The 19,620-nt window shown below is 42.5% G+C and carries 17 protein-coding genes and 1 tRNA gene; 12 read left to right on the forward strand and 6 right to left on the reverse strand.

Features of this window, described 5'->3' with window-relative positions:
* Nucleotides 1-75: 75 nt before the first annotated feature.
* A complete protein-coding gene (locus tag NST34_RS06635) occupies nucleotides 76-3,171 on the reverse strand; it encodes a hybrid sensor histidine kinase/response regulator (protein ID WP_341127410.1) in 3,096 nt (1,031 codons plus the stop codon).
* Between the two features lie 111 nt (nucleotides 3,172-3,282).
* Between NST34_RS06635 and NST34_RS06640 the strand changes: the two genes are divergently transcribed.
* The 4 genes from NST34_RS06640 (at nucleotide 3,283) to NST34_RS06655 (ending at nucleotide 5,979) form a co-directional block, all read left to right on the forward strand.
* Nucleotides 3,283-3,843, forward strand: a complete 561-nt coding sequence (locus NST34_RS06640) for an RNA polymerase sigma factor (RefSeq protein ID WP_341127411.1) — start codon at nucleotides 3,283-3,285, stop codon at nucleotides 3,841-3,843.
* On the forward strand, nucleotides 3,840-4,292 hold the full coding sequence (locus NST34_RS06645) for an anti-sigma factor family protein (RefSeq protein WP_042125121.1): 453 nt from the start codon (nucleotides 3,840-3,842) through the stop codon (nucleotides 4,290-4,292). Before NST34_RS06640 ends, NST34_RS06645 begins: the two co-directional genes overlap by 4 nt.
* 80 nt (nucleotides 4,293-4,372) lie before the next feature.
* Entirely contained in the window at nucleotides 4,373-4,870 is a 498-nt protein-coding gene (locus tag NST34_RS06650; RefSeq protein WP_042185734.1) for a hypothetical protein, read from the forward strand.
* Nucleotides 4,871-4,887: 17 nt separating this feature from the next.
* On the forward strand, nucleotides 4,888-5,979 hold the full coding sequence (locus NST34_RS06655) for a DUF4097 family beta strand repeat-containing protein (protein WP_341127412.1): 1,092 nt from the start codon (nucleotides 4,888-4,890) through the stop codon (nucleotides 5,977-5,979).
* Nucleotides 5,980-6,059: 80 nt separating this feature from the next.
* Here NST34_RS06655 and NST34_RS06660 read toward each other — a convergent pair whose 3' ends face one another.
* Complete coding sequence (locus NST34_RS06660) at nucleotides 6,060-7,040, reverse strand: aldo/keto reductase (protein WP_042125126.1); 981 nt, start codon at nucleotides 7,038-7,040, stop codon at nucleotides 6,060-6,062.
* 238 nt (nucleotides 7,041-7,278) lie between these two features.
* Between NST34_RS06660 and leuB the strand changes: the two genes are divergently transcribed.
* From leuB to NST34_RS06685, 5 genes are all read left to right on the forward strand, one after another.
* Complete coding sequence (gene leuB / locus NST34_RS06665) at nucleotides 7,279-8,361, forward strand: 3-isopropylmalate dehydrogenase (RefSeq protein WP_042125128.1); 1,083 nt, start codon at nucleotides 7,279-7,281, stop codon at nucleotides 8,359-8,361.
* Nucleotides 8,362-8,522: 161 nt separating this feature from the next.
* Entirely contained in the window at nucleotides 8,523-9,062 is a 540-nt protein-coding gene (locus NST34_RS06670) for a peroxiredoxin (RefSeq protein ID WP_042125130.1), read from the forward strand.
* Between the two features lie 229 nt (nucleotides 9,063-9,291).
* Nucleotides 9,292-9,699 carry a hypothetical protein gene (locus NST34_RS06675; protein WP_042125131.1) on the forward strand — a complete coding sequence of 136 codons (408 nt, stop codon included), beginning with the start codon at nucleotides 9,292-9,294 and terminating at the stop codon, nucleotides 9,697-9,699.
* A gap of 368 nt (nucleotides 9,700-10,067) precedes the next feature.
* Nucleotides 10,068-11,174, forward strand: a complete 1,107-nt coding sequence (locus tag NST34_RS06680; RefSeq protein WP_076298229.1) for an ATP-binding protein — start codon at nucleotides 10,068-10,070, stop codon at nucleotides 11,172-11,174.
* A gap of 131 nt (nucleotides 11,175-11,305) precedes the next feature.
* Nucleotides 11,306-12,811 carry a leucyl aminopeptidase gene (locus NST34_RS06685; protein ID WP_341127413.1) on the forward strand — a complete coding sequence of 502 codons (1,506 nt, stop codon included), beginning with the start codon at nucleotides 11,306-11,308 and terminating at the stop codon, nucleotides 12,809-12,811.
* Nucleotides 12,812-12,917: 106 nt separating this feature from the next.
* Here NST34_RS06685 and NST34_RS06690 read toward each other — a convergent pair whose 3' ends face one another.
* The 4 genes from NST34_RS06690 to NST34_RS32080 all read right to left on the reverse strand — a co-directional run bounded on the left by NST34_RS06690 (nucleotide 12,918) and on the right by NST34_RS32080 (nucleotide 15,571).
* Nucleotides 12,918-13,064, reverse strand: coding sequence for a hypothetical protein (locus tag NST34_RS06690; protein WP_179085847.1), 147 nt, complete (start codon nucleotides 13,062-13,064; stop codon nucleotides 12,918-12,920).
* Nucleotides 13,065-13,167: 103 nt separating this feature from the next.
* Nucleotides 13,168-13,347, reverse strand: coding sequence for a FeoB-associated Cys-rich membrane protein (locus NST34_RS06695; protein WP_076286329.1), 180 nt, complete (start codon nucleotides 13,345-13,347; stop codon nucleotides 13,168-13,170).
* A 44-nt stretch (nucleotides 13,348-13,391) separates the two neighbouring features.
* Nucleotides 13,392-15,404 (reverse strand): ferrous iron transport protein B, encoded by a 2,013-nt coding sequence (feoB, locus tag NST34_RS06700; protein ID WP_076286328.1) that lies wholly within the window; start codon nucleotides 15,402-15,404, stop codon nucleotides 13,392-13,394.
* Nucleotides 15,401-15,571 (reverse strand): FeoA family protein, encoded by a 171-nt coding sequence (locus NST34_RS32080; RefSeq protein WP_231573393.1) that lies wholly within the window; start codon nucleotides 15,569-15,571, stop codon nucleotides 15,401-15,403. The genes feoB and NST34_RS32080 overlap by 4 nt, the downstream gene beginning before the upstream one ends.
* A gap of 335 nt (nucleotides 15,572-15,906) precedes the next feature.
* On the opposite strand from NST34_RS32080, the gene NST34_RS06710 reads away from it, so the two are divergent.
* From NST34_RS06710 to NST34_RS06720, 3 genes are all read left to right on the forward strand, one after another.
* Nucleotides 15,907-16,866 (forward strand): aldolase catalytic domain-containing protein, encoded by a 960-nt coding sequence (locus tag NST34_RS06710; RefSeq protein WP_170880320.1) that lies wholly within the window; start codon nucleotides 15,907-15,909, stop codon nucleotides 16,864-16,866.
* 329 nt (nucleotides 16,867-17,195) lie between these two features.
* Nucleotides 17,196-19,322 carry a putative bifunctional diguanylate cyclase/phosphodiesterase gene (locus tag NST34_RS06715; RefSeq protein ID WP_341127414.1) on the forward strand — a complete coding sequence of 709 codons (2,127 nt, stop codon included), beginning with the start codon at nucleotides 17,196-17,198 and terminating at the stop codon, nucleotides 19,320-19,322.
* A 112-nt stretch (nucleotides 19,323-19,434) separates the two neighbouring features.
* Nucleotides 19,435-19,508 (forward strand) — tRNA-Gly (locus NST34_RS06720).
* Nucleotides 19,509-19,620 lie beyond the last annotated feature (112 nt).

Raw genomic sequence — 19,620 nt, forward strand, 5'->3', positions numbered from 1 at the left:
CACTCAATATAGTATTTTTTAGCAAAAAACAATAAACTCTTCTTTATTTTTCGGTTCATTATAGTCTGTCTGTGACTAGGTATTTTTGTGATTCATATTTCTTTTTTCAGAAGGGATTATGAAACTTACTGAAGTACCTAGCCCTTCCTTGCTTTTAATTTGCAAACCCTTAGCATAGACACGTAACAAGCGTTTATGTGTATTAAGAAATCCAATCCCTCTTGTTACATTAGACTGACTGCTCAGCAGTTGCTGAAGTTGCTCGGAAGTCATACCTTTACCATTATCAGCGATTGTAATCTCGATGTCATCAGCTAGTTCTTTGATGGATATTGAAAGCGTACCTCCTTTGGAGCGGCTTAATATACCATGCCTAACGGCATTTTCAACGAGTGGCTGAATGGTCAAGGGAGGTAACTGAAAATGTAGATTTTCTGTTAACTCCCAGTTGATGGTCATCCTGTCCTCAAAGCGCTCTTTCTCTATGTACAGATAGGCACGGACAAGCTCAAGCTCGTGTTCAATCGGTATCATCGGCTCAGCGTTCAAGAAGTTAAAGCTTAAGCGTAAATAAGAGCTAAAGGCATCAATAAGGTGACCCATACGCTGTGTATCAAAAGATGCCAGAGCAGATATAGAATTTAATGTGTTGAATAAGAAATGTGGTTGTATTTGCGCTTGAAGATACGCTGCTTCCAGACGAAGCCGTTCATTTACGGACTGTTTTAAGTCTGTTAAGGAACGTACCCGTCCTCTTAGCTCCATAGCGTTCATGGGTTTCATTACATAGTCGTTCGCGCCCGAAACAAATCCGGTGTAGATATCTTCCGGCTGGCTACGTGCGGTCAGAAGTAGAATAGGAAGCTCAGCTATAGTAAAACGTTCACGAATTCTCTGTGTTAATTCATAGCCGGACATCTGGGGCATCATTACATCTGTAATGATTAAATCCCATTGATCAGTATCCAGTTTTATTAAAGCATCAATTCCACTGGTTACCGTAACCATTTCATAGTCTTTGATGGATAGTACGCTAGTAAGGATTTTCAGATTAACCGGGTCATCGTCGACAGCCAAAATCTTAGGTCTTCTTCCATCCGTTGAAGTAGCAGATGTAGTGTTAAATTCGGATAGCCTAATATGAGATAGTTTGTCCGTGTATTCAGTCACTGTTGAGAATTCTAAATTGAATTTTTGAATGTTTGAATCGGATAGAGGCATAGTAAAAGTAAAAGTAGAGCCTTTGCCAAGTGAAGATTTTACGCTAATCTCTCCACCGTGAAGTTCAACTAACTGTTTACAAATACTTAAGCCCAATCCAATTCCACCACTTATTGCTGTCACGCTTGAGTCACCCTGTTCATAGGGTTGGAAGGCTCTAAGCTGTGTTTCCTCGTTCATTCCAATGCCAGTATCCGTAATATGGATGCGCGCCACACCTTTATGAATATCCGCATGGACCCTAACTGAGCCTACACTCGTATATTTCACAGCATTTTGAAGCAGATTGAACAAAATCTGAATGAGTCTTTTCTCATCTGCCACAATAGAAGGAAACGAGTCGGGAATCTCCGAGATTAGTGTAATGTGCTTACCTTCCGTTAGGAACTTGAGCATATCGAGTACGCCAACAGCTACGGATTGAATGGGAACATTTCTTAACTGTAATTGAATGTTGCTTTCACGAAGCTGTGATTGATCTAGAAGATCGTTTATCAGTAAAGACATACGTCTTCCGACGGTAATTAGCAGTTCTAGATTACTTGCGTTCTGATGCATTAAAGAGTCTCTCTCACTGTCTAAGACGGTCTCAGCAATATTAATGATGCTATGTAGGGGGTTTTTCAGCTCGTGAGAGGTATTAGCTAGGAAATCATCCTTTTGCGTAACGGTTCTTTGCAGGCTTTTTGCCAGATTTTCAGTCTGTTTAGTATTCCAGAAATAGCGCTTAAACCCAAAAGTCGCAAAGCATAAAAAGGCAATAATCAGGTCGAAAGGATAATAGGTAACGTCAACCAGATCGAAATTTTTGAACAATCCCCAATGATTGCTGTTAATGATGGCTAGGATAGATAGCAATAGAAAAATAGAGCCATCGTTGTTTTTAAGCGCAGATTTCAGAAAGAGAACTACAACTTCTAATGATAGAACGAATATATTGATGAAAAAAAGAAGCGTATATGATTCGTAATAGTGGACAACGGGACCAAGCAGTATGAAAAGGATATGTACCAAGGATAAGCTGGTCAGGATCCGAACGCTTTTAATTTTTAAATTATGGAACATTAGTTGCTTGCTTGTCAGTAAGATGAATATAAAAGCCATAATATTAGATATGATTAATAGTTTTAAGCTCCATTGGTAGTTTAAGGGAAGCATATGCAGCAAAAGCTTGTCATCATCAATGAGTACTGTAGTTATAGCGGAAATTACCAACAGAAAAAAATAGATCAGCATCTTTTGCCGCGGACCAATGGTATATAATATTGCTGCATAGACTGCATGAAGTAGAAGTACTACACATAATAACAGTTGAAGGCCTATGGAAACGATCCGCTGATGTGTTAAGGTTTTTTCGTTACCAAATAAAATGGGTTTAAAAATACCGCCTGTATGAGATAAAGAGTAGTTGGATACATGAATCACAATTTCAATTTCAGTCTTATCCGTTGTAAAAGATACGGAGTAAGGTAATACACGAGCAACATAGTCTTCTTTATTGGCAGATGGAGAACCTGAATTTCCCAGTAGTTCACCATTGATATATATTTCCGAAGAAGTCCGAACCCCGGATATGAGTATGCCATAAGACTGCTTTTCGTTTTTATCTACAAGAATCCGTAACCGATAAGAGCCGTAGCCAAAAGCAGACTTTTCGCCATTATGAATGGCATCGTTCCACTGATCCGGGACTTGTATATATTTTTTAGGGGGAGCTTTGTTTAGAGATTCTTTATTGAAAGTGGGAAGCAGCGTATTAGGATAGAACTCCCATTGGCCTTTTAAGGTAAAGAGCTTGTCTTGATTTAAGTCTTTATTCCGTAAATCGAGAACTCCTTTGACTAATTGTGGTTGTATGGCATGAGGCGATGCCCAAACCCATAGGAAGCGAAATCCAGTAAGTATAGTAAGAAATAGCACGATAATTAGAAAGAGTTTTCTTTTAGTCATAGTAATTAAACATTATTCGACAAAAAACAATATATTCCTTTCCCAAAAATATTTCAAAAATTAAAAAAAGTTGCAGGGGATTAGAATTGGCTGGCGTCTAACGTTATGTAGGTGAAGGAGGGGAGAAAGCTGGAAGAGGCGGAATGGATTTCTGCTGTGCTGAACGGTGAGCATCAGGCCTTTGGGTATTTGGTGACACGTTATCAAGGCATGGTATACAGAGTGTGCGTCAAGATTACTGGAGAAGCCGAATCGGCCAAAGATATGGCCCAAGAGGTTTTTATAAAAGCATACAAAGCGCTCCCCTCCTTCAGAGGACAGTCTACCTTCTCGACATGGCTTTATCGGATAGCCTATCGAACCTGTCTGGACTGGAAACGGGCCAATGATAGGGAGTGGAGGCATCGGAGTGCAGCTGATTACACTGAGAATGATTGGGTAACGTCTCAAACACCAGAGCAAGAGGTGCTAGAGCAGGAACAATCAGCTGAGCTGGGTGAGAATGTGAACAGCCTTGCGGAACCGTACCGGTCGGTCGTACAGCTGTACTATTTTCAGCGAAATTCTTATCAAGAGATAGCGGAGCAAAAAGGTGTTTCCGTTAAGACTATCGAATCGCAGCTTTATCGTGCCAGACAGATGATGCGTAGACAAAGGGAGGAATTGCGATGAATTGTGCAATAGTGAAGGAATGGATGCCACATTACATTGACGGCCTACTGTCTCCAGATATGGAGCTGAGTATCCGGTTGCACATACAATCCTGTCCTGATTGCGCGCAGTGGCTGGAGGAAGCTAAGGAAATGTCCGCTCTTTGGTCAGAAATGGAAACGGACAGTGAATATCAGCATGAACAGATGGACTTTCCAGATCTCGCAGCAGGTGTTATGGCCCATATCGAGCAGCTCGAAACAGGACGCAGAGAGCGAGCGGTTAAAGCGACAAGCGTAAGACGTCGCTATGCTCCTAGAACATCTTGGATGCATTATGCGGTGGCTGCCTGCTTGAGCTTCTTATTGTTACAGTTTGGCGTTTTTGAGAATTTGGCTTATGGGATTACTGAAATTAATGGTCATGTGTCGAATTCGGTGACCCAATGGTTTGGTGGTTTTAGAAAATAGTCATAAAGTGATTTATAAATAATAGATGGATTCAGGTAAACTGAAAAGTTTATGCTATCCAAATTTTAGGAGGGTGTATTATGATTAAGAAGAGACGTTGGCTCACTTTTATGCTAGCTATGGTTCCTGGTGTAGGTCATTTGTACTTAGGTTTCAAAAAGCAGGGGCTGCAGTTTATGATCGGGGCTTCCTTATGTATTATGTTTATTCCGTCTGAGCCCATGATCTTCCCTTTTGCGCTAGCTGCACTATGGTTTTACCAATTGTTTGATGCCCTGCAGAAAGCGGCTTGGATGAAAATAACTGCAGCCGAACATGAGCGTATGATGTTCCATCCTGACAGCTTCGGAGAACCTTGGACGATGGGGATGTCCTCTATGCCGGGTTACCCACATGAAGATGTGAATCCGGCTTGGGTTGGTGTTGGATGTGTTGTTGCCGGTTTCCTTATGCTGGTGATCTCAGCATTTCCGACGCTTTGGAGAATGTTAATTGAGATTAACATTGGTACGATCTTGCTATCACTGGGTCTGATTGCGTACGGTCTGAAGATGCTAAGAAACAATACGAGAGCGTAAGAAACGGGGATTTGACTATGGGGAGATGGAAAATCGGGAGTTTTACTGCAGCTATAGGCTGCATTGCACTTGGTGTCATTATTGTGATGGCTCAGTATAATATGATCAGCTATGAAGTACTTGGTTATTTATGGCCAGCACTGTTGATCTTGTTCGGACTCGAGATGTTGCTAAGAATGTTTATCAAATCCGATGCCAAAAGTCGTGTGAGCGGTTGGGCAATCCTATTGATCATCCTGTTGGTTGGAGCAAGCAGTGCACAGAGCGTAATGGCCGGCGGCTCACTTAGCAGTTTAATCGGGAATACACATTTAACTCCACTAAGCGGCAATGTCGAAGTGAAAGACAATATTACAACGCTGAAAATCGTACTTCCAAGTGGAAAAGTAAAGGTCGAGGGAATAGATGGAAGCTCATTGGATTATGAGGGAAGCTTACTCCTACCTGGAAAATCGCAAAGTGAAGCCGAAAGTGCGTTGGAAAAGAAATGGAAAGTAAAAACTGAGGGAGATACACTGATTATGGAGCTTGATACAGATCATAATTGGTTCTCTAATATTCAGTTTGGATTTAATACTAAAAGTCCTTATTTAAATGTAAGTGTACCTAGCAGCCTTGCTGTTGAGGTAGATACTAGTGACGGGTCAATAGAAGCCTGGGATTTAAAGTCTGGCTTAGTGGTTGACACTAGTAATGGGGTTATAAATATTCATGATGTTGCTGGCGGAGTTGAAGCAGATACCAGCAATGGCTCACTGACTGTTCAGAACATCCAAGGTGGAGCGCAGCTCAAAAGCTCTAATGGTGCGATTATATTGGATAATATAGATGGAGCGTTGACGGCAAAGAGCAGCAACGGCAAGATCACTATTAATTCAGCAGTGACTGGAAAATGGAAATGTTCGTCTAGTAACGGAAAGATTACGGTGGGGTTGCCAACTGTGTCCGATGCGAAGATTACAGCGGATACTAGCAATGGCTCACTGAAGGGGAATGTCCCTTGGGATCTAGACGGGGACAGCTTTGGCACTGCCATTCTTGGTAAAGGAACTTATACTGTGGACCTAAGTACGAGTAATGGAAGTGTAACCGTGGACACAGCTGAATAAGTACGAACAATAAAGGGAGTTAAGGCTTCAGCGATTGGTTCTGCTGAAGCCTTAGCGCCCTTTTTCAAATTATAAGAAACCTACCAAGCGTAAGCTTTAGGAGCTTCTCCGCCCGGTCCTGGGAAGATCTCATCTAAACGTTTAAGGACAGATTCATCTAGCACAATCTCAAGACTGCGCAGTGCACTCTCGAATTGCTCTAGTGTGCGTGGTCCAATAATTGGTGCGGTTACAGCAGGATTGGCTAATAACCATGCTAGTGCTACATTATCTTGTGGTTCCCCAAGCTCCATACATAAGCTTGCAAAAGCCTCAAGCTGATCTTTGTATTGCTCTACGCGCTCAGCATTTCCTCCACTGCGGCTGCCTTCTATTTTCTTAAGTGCATTGCGTCCAAGAAGACCTCCATCCAGTGGGCTCCAAGGAATAACGCCTAATCCATGATGGAGAGAGGAGGGTAATACTTCAAGTTCAGGAAGGCGACAGGTGAGGCTGTATTTATGCTGCTCAGAAATCAAACCTAAAAAGCCACGTGCCTTCGCTTCTTGTTGGGCTACAGCGATATCCCATCCCGCAAAGTTACTGGAGCCGACATAACCAATCTTTCCTTGGTTTACAGCAAGCTCGAAAGCCCCCCACAGCTCGTCCCAAGAGACACTACGGTCAACGTGATGCATCTGGTACAATTCAATATGATCGGTCTGGAGACGCTGCAGAGACCCCTCTAGATGGCGGCGTATAATATAAGATGATAGTCCACCCTCATCATTAGGCCCATCGAGCTTATCGCTCATTGCACCGTATACTTTGGTAGCTAACACGACCTTTTCACGTCGCCCACCACCTTGCTTAAACCAACGACCAATAATCGTTTCTGTTAAACCGGAATTCTCACCCCAACCATAAATGTTAGCGGTATCAAAAAAATTAACACCTGCGTCGAGTGCAGCGTCCATAATACGGAAGGCTTCTTGTTCATCTGTTTGTGGGCCGAAGTTCATTGTTCCGAGACATAGCCGACTGACCTTCATACCGGATTTGCCAAGCTTAGCATATTGCACTTCGTATTCACTCCTTAGGTAGATGATTTCAACTTAATTGTAAACATCTTCAGAAATAAGAGCAAATAAGAGCAAATATGAAGCGGCAATTTGGATAAGTTGTCTTATCTCATTGAATTATAGGCTATGCCTATCAACTCAATAGAATCTATATCTTTGTCCTTTACGACTGGGTATGATACAACAATATAAAGAAGAACTATGTCTGTTAGAGCAGACCACTTGAGGAGTGACTGAGATGAGTGAGGTTAAAAAAATCGCCGTAATCGCAGGGGACGGTATTGGACCTGAAGTAGTAGCTGAAGCAGAAAAAGTATTGAAAGCAACGGAAGAAGTATTTGGTTATGCTTTTGAAACGGAGCACGCTCTTTTTGGAGGCATTGCAATAGACGAAAGAGGCACACCGCTGCCGGAAGATACACTGGAAATCTGTCGCAGTGCTGACGCCGTATTACTGGGCGCTGTAGGCGGACCGAAGTGGGATAACAATTCTAAGGAGCTTCGTCCTGAAACCGGATTGCTTGGCATTCGCAAAGCACTTGGATTGTTCTCAAACTTACGTCCAGCAGTCGTATTCGATTGCCTTAAGGACGCTTCGACATTGAAGCCAGAAGTGCTGGAAGGTACCGATCTTATGGTCGTTCGTGAGCTGACTGGTGGGATTTATTTCGGAGATAAACTGCGTCGTCAAGGTGAACATGGTGAAGAAGCAGTGGATACCTGTGTATATAACGTAATGGAAGTGGAACGAATTGTGCGTCAGGCTTTTGAGATTGCTGGCAAGCGTCGCAATAAGCTGGCAAGTGTTGATAAAGCGAATGTACTTGAAACTTCACGTTTATGGCGTGAGGTCGTAAATAAGATTGCTCCAGAATATCCTGAGGTAGAGGTTGAACATGTACTCGTTGATAACTGTGCAATGCAGCTGCTGCGTCGTCCAGCTAGCTTTGATGTTATCGTTACCGAGAACATGTTTGGTGACATTCTGAGCGACGAGGCTGCGATGTTGACAGGTTCTATCGGTATGCTTGCTTCCGCTTCGATGGGCGATGGTAACTACGGTCTCTACGAGCCCGTTCACGGCTCCGCACCTGATATTGCCGGACAAGGACTTGCGAACCCGATTGCAACAATCCTGTCCTTAGCACTAATGTACCGTTTAACCTTTGGTTATGAGGATGCGGCTGCTGCGATAGAGGCTGCAGTAGCTGAAGTATTGGATGCAGGACACCGTACAAGTGATATCGCCGTAGATAAGAGCAAAGCGATCAGTACATCTGAAATGGGCGACCTGATTGTTGCAGCTATCCGCAAAGCATAATAAAATCTAATTTCTAATTACGATTATAGGGGAATTTGTCTAAGATTGACTTTGATTTTGTGCGATGATACCATTTGATATGTAGACAAGATGTAAATTATTCCAGCATATCACGACAAGAAATGGTTGGTTTCTTACATAATCAAAGGAGGATTTTGGCAATGGCTGAACGTTTAGTAGGTAGACCAGCTCCAGATTTTACTATGCAAACCGTATCAGGTGATGGTAAGGATTTTGGTAAAGTAAGTCTGTCCGACTATCGTGGCAAATGGCTGGTATTCTTCTTTTATCCTCTGGACTTCACTTTTGTATGTCCGACTGAAATCACAGCTCTCAGTGAAGCAGCTGCGCAGTTCGAAGCGCTTGATACAGAAATTCTCGGCGCAAGTGTAGATTCGATCCACAGCCACAAAGCATGGATCAATACACCTAAGGATTCGAATGGTCTTGGCCGTTTGAATTTCCCGCTTGCTGCTGATATTACTAAACAAGTTGCTAAAGACTACGGCATTCTGATTGAAGAAGAAGGTATTGCATTGCGTGGATTGTTCATCATTGATCCTGAAGGTGAATTGAAATATCAGGTCGTTAATCACAATGATGTAGGTCGCAGCGTAGAAGAAACACTTCGTGTCCTGCAAGCCCTGCAATCTGGTGGCTTATGCCCTATGAACTGGAAACCAGGTGACAGAAACCTTTAAATGTTGTTCTGCTATTATCTGATCTTTGATATTCTGATTTCGACCTCCTTGCAGAAGTTTTTTCTGTATGGAGGTTTTTTGCACCAAAAAAGACTTAAATAAAAAATGGATTTGAAAATAGGCGTGAAAAGTTATATTATGTCCTCGAGTGGAGGAATCTCCATTGGGGTAATGTAATACAATAATAAAAACTCAGATGGGTTAGTTATTCTAAGGAGGGTGAACAAATATGAGCTTTTGCTGTGGAGCGAGTATGGTAGGAACAAAGGGAACCCTTAAACATTATCGCACGCAAGTCCATAATGTTCCCCTGCTTTTTTGTCCGGTATGTCATCGTGTAGAGGTTCACTATAAGGTCGAAAACGAGTATGAGATCTTGGCGGAATACGCACATGGAGACGGTGTTACTGATGTGGATTTTCAGGACTATGTCATGGAAGACGAAACTGCAATATTCGAGAATGTCATTAACATCGAGAGTGAAGAGCCTCTAGCTATTGTGCGGAGTCAGATCGATATGGCGCTTGACCTGCTTGCTGTAGCCAAACAGATTGAGGATACGAAGTGGGAACGGGAATTGAAGAAAAGATTAGCTGTGATGAGTCAAAGACGCCTTCGTCTGCAACAGAAAGCGTAAGATTATTTACAATTTGGGTCTGACCCATTTCTTTATCAAGGCCTTCGCAACTGCGAGGGCTTTTAGCTTTTTCTAAATTTTTCTTAAACGTGTTTAAATCAATTGAACGAATTAATAGTAATAAATATAATTAGATGTGATTTTTTATATGTCTTTGGAATCATTTTATGAATTTTTTTATCATTCGACAGTTTCTCTGATTGCGTTGTCTACTTCACTTGGATATGATTGGAATATAATTGAACCGGTTGGAAAAAGTGCAACGATTACCGAATGTTCTGGCGGCTTCGTCATATACTCAAATACATAGTAATTTGATGTCGCTTTAGCGTCTTCGTCAAATGCAGTAAAAGGGGGAACTTCGTATCGTGATTAGCCAATATCAAGAAAGTCTTCTATTACCGGGAAGAACCTATCAATCAGGACCTGTGGATACTACATACGAGGATGTACTAGAGAATATTGACAGCGGAATCATGCTTTTTGATGAAGAGGGAGTTATAAGTTTTGTAAATAAGCAAATGTACGGGATGCTTGAATTAACCCGTCACTCCCTTGTTGGCTGTACAATATCACACCTGTTATCTAACGTTCGACTGAGCCGCTTTAAGAAAAAGCAAGTACTGCAAAGCTATAGAGAGATGGTATACAAAGGAAAATCTAATTATGAGTTTTTAGACGAGTATGGCCGGTACTGGAAGGTTACACTATGCTGTGGAGAACAAATGAAGGGTTGTTATTTGTTTACAGTTAAAGAAATCTCCGATTATAAGTTGATTGAGCAAACGGCTTACCAGAACGATAGTTTGGCTATGCTAGGTAAATTATCTGCATCTATTGCCCATGAAATCCGGAATCCCTTAACCGCAATTCGTGGATTTATTCAATTGCTTCACCCGCATCTACAGCAGCTTGGGAAGCAGGAATATGGCAAGATTATCTTGGCGGAGATCGATCGTGCCAATGATATCATTCATGAATTCCTTACTTCCTCCAAGCCGTCAGTTCCTCAAGTGGGAATGATTCCTGTGTCAGCTTTACTCAAGGAAGTAGTGCTGCTTACAGAGAGCGAAGCCCTGATGAAAGGTTGCCAGATCAATCTACATCCTTTTCAGGAGGGAGATATGATGATTTCTGGAGATGTAAAACAAATGAAACAGGTAGTCCTCAACCTGATTAGAAACGCTATGGAGGCCGTTGCGGATAGAGCAGATGGTCTAATGGGTATAATAGAGGTTGGAGCCCACAGAGAGGGTTCTGAGGTCCGTATGTTCATTTCTGATAACGGAAAGGGAATGGATATCCGTACACTGGACAGGTTATTTAGTCCATTTTTTACAACTAAGGAGAATGGGACAGGGCTAGGGCTTTCCGTGAGTGACCGAATCATCAAAAATCATGGCGGATGCATTTCTGTCAGTAGTAGAGTTAATGAAGGTACTCATTTTGTAATCTCATTGCCATTAATTCATTAATTCATTAGTACATTCGATTAGAATATAAAGTGTTTAAGAGGCTGATCCCTGCGGATAATACAGATGCAGAGATCGGCCTTGCTTATGTTACAATGGGGGTTGGTTTTGGGAGACAAATGGAGGTAGACACAATGAATATAGAATTTAATAGTGGGAGTGCCATTAATGAAATACAGGGTGATGCCCTTATTCTTATCATCTCTGAGTCGGAAGCCCAACATGGAGGCCTCTCAGAGAGGTGGAATGACAGAATTCGATTATTAGGAAAGTCAGGTCTCTTTAGTGGGAAGCTGAATCAGACTTATGTACTGCCATTAGATTATCCATCTGGTTGTCCTGTAGCTATTTTAGTTGGAAAAGGGGATCAATTACTTAGTACTGAAGACCTACGTCTAATGGCGGTTCAGATAGCACGTGCAGCACTTCGATTGAAGGCAATACAGCTAGTGTTTCAGTTACCTGAAGGTGTTCAGGAGCTAACAGAAGATAAGGATATCGTATCTATTGCCTATGCGTTGTCTGAGGGGTTGTCACTTGGTTCCTATCGTCGTCCCACCTATAAGCAGGAGCAATCTCAATATATAGGTCCAAACTCGGTTATTTTTACTATCGAGAAGAAGCCAGCGGATACTTTCGAGCGTGACTGGAATCTGGGCATGCAGAGAGGGCTGGCTTTTGGTGAGGCTACGAATCTGGCACGGAACTTGACGAATATGCCCGGCAATCTGCTGACTCCATCTGACCTTGCTGTGGCCGCTATAGAAGTTGCTGAACGTTATGGATTTCCTTCCGAAGTGCTGGATGAACGGGAAATTGAGCAAAAAGGAATGGGCGGATTGCTCGCAGTCGGAAAAGGAAGTGTAAACCCTCCTCGAATGATCGTCATCCGTTACCAGGGAACGGGGCACTGGGATAATGTAGTGGGGCTGGTCGGTAAAGGGATTACTTTTGATACAGGGGGAATTTCCTTAAAAAGAGCCCCAGGCATGGAAGAGTTAATCAGTGATATGGGAGGCGCAGCGGCTGTGCTTGGAGTCATGGAGGCATTAGGCCGATTACGTCCACGAATTAATGTCGTAATGGTCATTCCATCCGCTGAGAATATGCCATCTGCTAATGCCTTTAAACCCGGGGATATCATTACATCAATGAGCGGAAGAACCATAGAAGTATTGAATACCGATGCAGAAGGCAGACTTGTACTTGGGGATGCGCTGACCTATGCTCGGGAATGGGGAGCGAAACGAGTTATTGATGTCGCTACGCTGACAGGTGCAGTGTTGTCGACATTAGGAGATATAGCTACAGGTGCTGTTACTAACAACGAGGAATTTATGGAGCAGTTTCTGACAGCAGCTAATGTTTCGGGTGAGAAAATATGGCAGCTTCCGGCTTACCCGGAATTCCGCGAAATGCTAAAGAGCGAAGTGGCCGATATCCGTAACACCGCAGGAAGATTCGGGGGAGCCACTACCGCTGGGTTATTTGTAGGTGAGTTTGCGGAAGGTCTGCCGTGGATACACCTAGATATTGCTGGAACCGCATTTCTTTCTAAAGAACGTGGAGTTAATCCTAGAGGCGGTACAGGAGTCATGGTTCGCACATTGGTTCAGTGGTTGCTCAGCGAAAGCGAATGATTAGCTCTTCATAATCAACAAAAAGAAACCTCGCCCTAGGACAATGGATGGAAGACCGACCATTCCCTAAGGCGAGGTTTCTTTGCTTTTGTAAGAATGCTGAAGATTAAATATTGCCACTGGATTTTTTAGCCTTTGATTGAGAAGTAAAGGATTGAATACTGTTCATTATTTTATCGCGAGTTCCCTTATTCTTCAGTAAATAGGCTACGCCCAATGCGGCAGTTGTAAAAAATGTTTTTTTTGTGTTCATAGTGATTACCTCCTTAGGTATGGTCTGTAGTTGCTTATAACAAACATACCCGAAAGCAATGCAAGCTAAACTATGAACCCTTTCATATAACGGTTAGGCAAGCCTACTTCTTCTTATTAACAGGTGTTGAGCAGCAGGAGAGGGGAGAATCTAAAGACGCTGCAGAACAGGTCTTGCCCTTATCACAGCCAGCGCAAGCGCCTTGCTTGCCCTTTTGCACATGTCGATAGATGATCCAGCCTGAATAACCGAAGATCAGAGTGACGATTAGAACATTTATCATTATGGTGCCCCACTTTCATTAAGAGAATCAACGAATTACAAGTTCTATGACCAGCCTAATAATCGCCCACCTTGGAAAATAACAAAAGATACGATATACGCCAGAGCAAGAGAATAGCCAATGGAGAAGAAAGTCCATTTCCAAGAGGCTGTTTCTTTTTTGATAACCCCTACAGTGGCCAGACAAGGAATATATAACAGGATAAAGGCCATAAAGCTGATTGCACTTAGCGGTGTAAAGACTTGTGAAATTTGATTCTCTAATCCAGCGGTATCTGGTGCGTGATAGATGATATTCATCGTAGACACAACAACCTCTTTCGCTAAAAATCCTGGGACCAAGGTAGAGCCAGCCTGCCACGTTCCGAAACCAAGCGGTTCCAGCAGCGGTGCAATCATGCCTCCGAATTTAGCTAGATAGCTATGATCCATTTCTACATCAAATCCGCCAGGACCAGCATAAGACATGAACCAAATAATGGCTGATCCAGCTAGAATAATCGTTCCCGCTTTACGAAGGAACCCTTTGCCCTTCTCCCAAGTGCTGCGCGATAAGGTTTTGATCTGCGGCATACGGTAAGGAGGAAGTTCGATGATGAAGACGGAGGATTCATTCTTGAATAAGTATTTAGAGAATACCTTACAAAGAATTAGGGCAAAAACAATACCCATAACATACATAGAGAGAACGGCAAACGCTTGTTGCTCTGGGAAGAATACAACTGCGAATAATGCATAAACAGGTAATCTTGCAGAACAAGACATCAGCGGCATTAACAGGGTTGTCAGCATGCGGTCTTTGGGCTGTTCGATGCTTCGCGCCGCCATAATGGCCGGTACATTGCAACCAAAACCAATGATAAATGGAATGAATGCTTTTCCGTTCAGTCCCATTCGTTCCATGGTGCTGTCCATCAACAAGCAGACCCTTGCCATGTATCCGGAATCCTCTAAGAAGGAAATGATCAGAAAGAGAATGAAGATTTGCGGAACAAAGACCAGTACGCCGCCTACACCGCCGATGATGCCATCCACAATCAATGCATGCGTGAAGCCTGAAGCTCCAATGGTCTGAAGCAGTGAGTTCGTTCCATCACTAATAGGGCCGGATATCAAGCCATCTACGATATCTGATAGGGGGCCGCCAACCCAGTCAAATGTAGTCTTAAAGAGAGCATACATAAAGAAAATGAATAAGGGCAGTCCCCAAAATCGATGAGTCAATACCGAATCTAGTCTTTCGGTTAAGTTATGGGGCTTCTGAGCTGTCGTATCAAGGACTTCGGCACAAATATTACGAATATACTCCATACGGTTCGAGCGAATCCATTGCGGGAGTGTCAGGGCGAGTTTTTTGATTTGTAGCTCACTCTGACAAGACTCACAGATGTTTAGCAGTCTTGTAACATCTATACGCGACTTCAGAAACTGAAGTATAACCGGATTCTGCTCCAATAGCTGTAGAGCGACCCAACGGTGATTGGGCAGATCTTTTATAGAACGTAATTCCTTTTCTATAGAAGATATCGCTCGCTCGACTACCTCACCATAATTCAGCTTGAACTTTACAGCAGGAATAGCTGACGATTCCTCGAGGATGCTGAGCATCTGTACGCTGCCTTTACCGGTTCTTGCTATAAGTGGGAGGACGGTGACACCCAATCTTGATTGTAAAATGGTTTGATTAATATGAATACCACGCGCATTAGCGACATCAATCATATTAAGACCGAGTACAGTAGGCTTGCCATACTCAAGTAGTTGAAGCGTGAGCAGCAGATTACGTTCCAGCTGGGATGCATCCACGATATTGATTAATGCTTCAGGGGATTCTTCTATCAGATATTGGGCTGCGACCCCTTCATCACGGGAGAGTGGGTGCAGAGAATAGATCCCGGGCAAATCAATGAGCTTGCCTGCCCCGTTCTTCAGATTTCCGATCTTTTTCTCAACCGTAACGCCTGACCAGTTACCTACATATTCGTATGAAGTCGTTAATGTATTGAAGAGAGAGGTCTTACCTGTATTGGGATTGCCCACAAGAGCTATAGAACTCAAGATACGTTCACCTCAATCAGAGAAGCTTCTTTGCGGCGTATGGCGAACAGCTGGCCGTTACATTCTAGCGTAATCGGTCCCCAAAAAGGTCCCTTTCCTTTAAGACGGATGTTCACACCCTCTGACACTCCGAGATCAGCAAGACGACGGCGTAGAACGGGGTTCATTCCTTCTATTTTATGAATATTTCCAGCAGTGCCAGGTTGTAATTGCAGTAAGGAACAGCAGGTAGAAGTAGCTATTGTAATCCCTCCAAAAGAGATTGAGAATCAATCTCAACTGTTTTCTTGTAATGTAGCATTTTTAAGTGTTTGTATACTGTGACATTTGTCCCTGACCTACTGTGGTAATTACTTTAAAGTGCTAAAGGCGAAATACCTTTACAATTTATTCTTCATTAAAGTATGATTGAACGATATAAATTGCATAGTAAAGCTATGCTAGAGGTTATAATGATTGCAATAGCACATACGATGATTGCAGGAATTGAAGGGAGATAATTATGAAGACTAATCAATGTAAAATTGTTGACTGCACCATTCGCGATGGGGGGCTCGTTAACAACTGGGATTTCAGCGTGGAATTTGTGCAAAATTTGTATGCCGGCTTGAATGAGGCTGGTGTTGACTATATGGAAATCGGTTATAAAAACTCCCCTAAACTGCTCAAAGGAGCAGAAGGTGCTGGACCATGGCGTTTTCTAAACGATGACTTCTTACGTAAAGTTATCCCGCAAAAGGGACATACGAAGCTTTCCGCTTTGGTTGATATCGGTCGTGTGGATGAGAATGATATTTTACCTCGCAGCGAAAGTATGCTGGATCTGATTCGGGTAGCTTGTTATAGCAAAGATGTGGAGAAGGCCTTACAACTGGTACAAACCTTCCATGATCTAGGCTATGAGACAACGATCAATATTATGGCTTTGTCGAATGTAATGGAGAATGAATTATTAGAAGCTTTCGAAATGATTCGTGAGAGTGTAGTTGATGTGGTATACATTGTGGATTCTTACGGTAGTCTAGATCACAACGACATCAATTACTTAGTTGAGAAGTTCAAAACTCATTTGCCAAACAAACGCCTGGGAGTACATACCCACAATAATCTTCAACTCGCGTTCTCCAATACGTTGATTGCTGCTGAGAAAGGTGTAGAGCTGCTGGACGCTTCCTGTTATGGAATGGGACGTGCTGCGGGGAACTGTCCTACAGAGCTGCTAGTGACTCATTTGAAGAATACACGTTACACATTGCGCCCTGTAATTGATATCATTGAACGCCTGATGATTCCTTTACGTGAAAAAGAAGAGTGGGGCTATATCATTCCTTACATGATCACTGGAACACTTGATGAGCATCCACGTTCAGCAATGGCGCTTCGCGCATCGGCGGATAAGGATAAAGCGGTTGATTTCTATGATAAGCTTACAACACCAGAGGTTAACTTCGGAGATAAATAAACCTGTTGTTCAGAAGCACTGAACCCGTTCGTAGGGGGAAGTGCTTTTTTTTTGAATAAAAATAAATTTCTATAAGTTTCTCTGATAAATGATTCTAATATTTTTCGCTAAAATACTTACCGTTCTAATAAGAAGCCTGAAGGTATTTTTGCTTGCCTGCTAGAAGAAAATGGTTTATATTTATGCAAGATTTATGAATAATCGCCATAAAAATACGACCTCACAAAAGAAATGTAACTTTAAAGACCGATCTAGCCGATATTTATACATAGGACAAGACTATACATAGTTGCTTAATAATCGACATCATTTTCAGACGCGAGGGATCTATGAGACAAGAAGAGAAAAAGACAATTCAAGCGGCTATTGTAGGAGCCTTACTGTTCCTATTCATTCAAATTTTCCATACATCGTTAAACCGATTGGACAATTGGGATATTATTTCTGCACTCTATCTCATTGTCGGCTGTTGTACTGTTGCTTTTGGATTTGCGATATTTGCACAGGGCTGGTTGTTCTTCTCTAGCAGATTATCTAAAGGAAGATTATATGTCGCAGCTCTTTTTGGTGGAATATGTATTATTGATTTCTTGCATACACTCGGCTTTGTAGCATTTCCATTGATTTCATCGTTTATAACCCCTGAGGAATCAAGGTGGCTGCTTACCTTTTCACGTCTATCCAGCGGCCTGGGCATATTGTTTATTTTTAGTAGAGAAGATAAACCAGTGACCGTTACCGAAAAAAGAAATGTATTCAGAATCGCCTTCATGTTGATCGTGCTCTTCATCGCATTATTTGTATTTATCCACTCAGCAGTGCCTGAGTTATTTACTAAGCCTTGGATGAGTACACTTAAACAATTCGTTGATCTGGCAGTACTTTTTGTTTATTTAGCAGGTGTTGCTGCCATCGTATTTCCTGGGAATAATGAAAAGTCAGCCTCGCTGCTTGTTATTATTCGGGCACTTATCTTTTTCTCGCTAGGCCAGGCTTTTTTTATGACTCCTATAAGTGGCGGAAATATTGATGATCTCTTTGGGATGTTATGTAGCGGAATTGCTTATTACCAGTTGCTTACCGGCGTGTATCGTCTGACAATTGAAGAGCCATTTTACGAGAAACAGCTGGCCGAAGAACGGATCAATTATTTGGCGTATCATGATGATTTAACAGGACTTCCTAATAGACGTCGGCTGACACAGCGTGTAGAAGAAATGATTGATGCTGGAGAGACGGACACAAATGATCAATTCTCAGCTTTGGCTATTATGAATATTAATCATTTTAAGAATATAAATGACTCTCTGGGTCATTATGCCGGAGACCTTTTATTGAAATTGGTGTCTGAGCGTCTCAGTAATGAGGCTAGATCCAGTGAAGAGCTGTATAGTATGGGAGCGGATGAGTTTGCTTTTCTAATGACAGAAAGAGCAAGTCTTGGAGAATGCTTGGCACGAGCTACAGAGTTGCTCAGATTATTTGAAGCCCCCGTTAACATAGAATCTGGCGAGTACCATATCTCACTCAGCTTGGGGATGAGTATTTATCCCGGTGACGGGGAAACTGCTGAACATCTCATTCAAAATGCGGATACTGCTGTTCATAATGCGAAGGAACAGGGTGTGGAGATTCGTCGTTATATCCCAGCCATGCAGATGAAGGCAAAGGAACGCCTGAAGCTGGAAAATGACCTTCGAAGAGCGCTTGAGCGTGATGAGTTCTATCTCTTATATCAGCCAAAGGTGCAGCTGGAGACAGAAGAGATTGTAGGTATGGAAGCTTTATTGCGCTGGAATCATCCTAAGCGTGGTATTGTCTCACCTAATGAGTTTATTCCATTAGCTGAGGATAGCGGGCTAATTGTTCCAATTGGGGAATGGGTACTGAAGACGGCGTGCCTGCAAAATAAACAGTGGCAGCTAGCAGGCTACCAGCCGATATGCGTCTCTATCAACTTATCTATGCGTCAATTCCTTCAGCCGAACCTGGCTGGTAAAATTCATACCATTCTGACCGATATTGGTTTGGATCCATGTTATGTTGATCTTGAAATTACAGAGAGTATGACCTTGGATAAAGAAACGGCTTTTGATCAGCTGAAGCGCTTGAAAGAGCTAGGTGTGTTCATTAGCATCGATGATTTTGGTACAGGTTATAGCTCATTGCACTATTTGAAGGATATGCCGATCGACAGGCTAAAGATTGACAGATCGTTTGTCTCTGAGGTTATGGAGGATAGTAATAATGCGGCTATAGTCTCCACGATTACTTCTATGGCGCATCATTTGAAGCTCAAGGTTACCGCAGAAGGGGTGGAGAACAAGGAGCAGCTGCAGTTTTTGCGTGAGCAGCATTGCCATGAAGCTCAAGGGTTTTTGTTCAGTAAACCTATTCAAGCAGCTGAATTTGAGACCTCATTTTTGAAAAAGGCTCCCCTCGGCGCTTCCTTGTAAAATATAAGAAAGTATAAGTTTCACACCATACTCTATGTCTTATGCTTGAATAAAAAAATGTTGATTTTTATTTATGGGGGTGATACAATATCTCTTGTACTCACTTTCTAATGCGGGTGTAGTTCAATGGTAGAACTTCAGCCTTCCAAGCTGATAGCGTGGGTTCGATTCCCATCACCCGCTCCATAATTTAAACTTTCAAATCCTTGCGATGCAAGGATTTTTTTATGTTTTGGTTGATGGTTTTGTTATGAACTATTCTTAGATATCAAAAAGCCAGGCTCCTCAATGAAGAGGA

It is taken from the genome of Paenibacillus sp. FSL H7-0714 (assembly GCF_038003765.1).
GTDB lineage: Bacteria > Bacillota > Bacilli > Paenibacillales > Paenibacillaceae > Paenibacillus_AQ.

Coding starts and splice junctions, on each gene's coding strand:
- NST34_RS32080 (WP_231573393.1), bottom strand. CDS start 15,571: ATGAACCCCGTTCTACGCCGTCGTCTTGCTGATCTCGGAGTGTCAGAG.
- NST34_RS06635 (WP_341127410.1), bottom strand. CDS start 3,171: ATGACTAAAAGAAAACTCTTTCTAATTATCGTGCTATTTCTTACTATA.
- NST34_RS06670 (WP_042125130.1), top strand. CDS start 8,523: ATGGCTGAACGTTTAGTAGGTAGACCAGCTCCAGATTTTACTATGCAA.
- NST34_RS06650 (WP_042185734.1), top strand. CDS start 4,373: ATGATTAAGAAGAGACGTTGGCTCACTTTTATGCTAGCTATGGTTCCT.
- NST34_RS06655 (WP_341127412.1), top strand. CDS start 4,888: ATGGGGAGATGGAAAATCGGGAGTTTTACTGCAGCTATAGGCTGCATT.
- NST34_RS06710 (WP_170880320.1), top strand. CDS start 15,907: ATGAAGACTAATCAATGTAAAATTGTTGACTGCACCATTCGCGATGGG.
- NST34_RS06685 (WP_341127413.1), top strand. CDS start 11,306: ATGAATATAGAATTTAATAGTGGGAGTGCCATTAATGAAATACAGGGT.
- leuB (WP_042125128.1), top strand. CDS start 7,279: ATGAGTGAGGTTAAAAAAATCGCCGTAATCGCAGGGGACGGTATTGGA.
- NST34_RS06695 (WP_076286329.1), bottom strand. CDS start 13,347: ATGATAAATGTTCTAATCGTCACTCTGATCTTCGGTTATTCAGGCTGG.
- NST34_RS06645 (WP_042125121.1), top strand. CDS start 3,840: ATGAATTGTGCAATAGTGAAGGAATGGATGCCACATTACATTGACGGC.
- NST34_RS06690 (WP_179085847.1), bottom strand. CDS start 13,064: ATGAACACAAAAAAAACATTTTTTACAACTGCCGCATTGGGCGTAGCC.
- NST34_RS06715 (WP_341127414.1), top strand. CDS start 17,196: ATGAGACAAGAAGAGAAAAAGACAATTCAAGCGGCTATTGTAGGAGCC.
- NST34_RS06675 (WP_042125131.1), top strand. CDS start 9,292: ATGAGCTTTTGCTGTGGAGCGAGTATGGTAGGAACAAAGGGAACCCTT.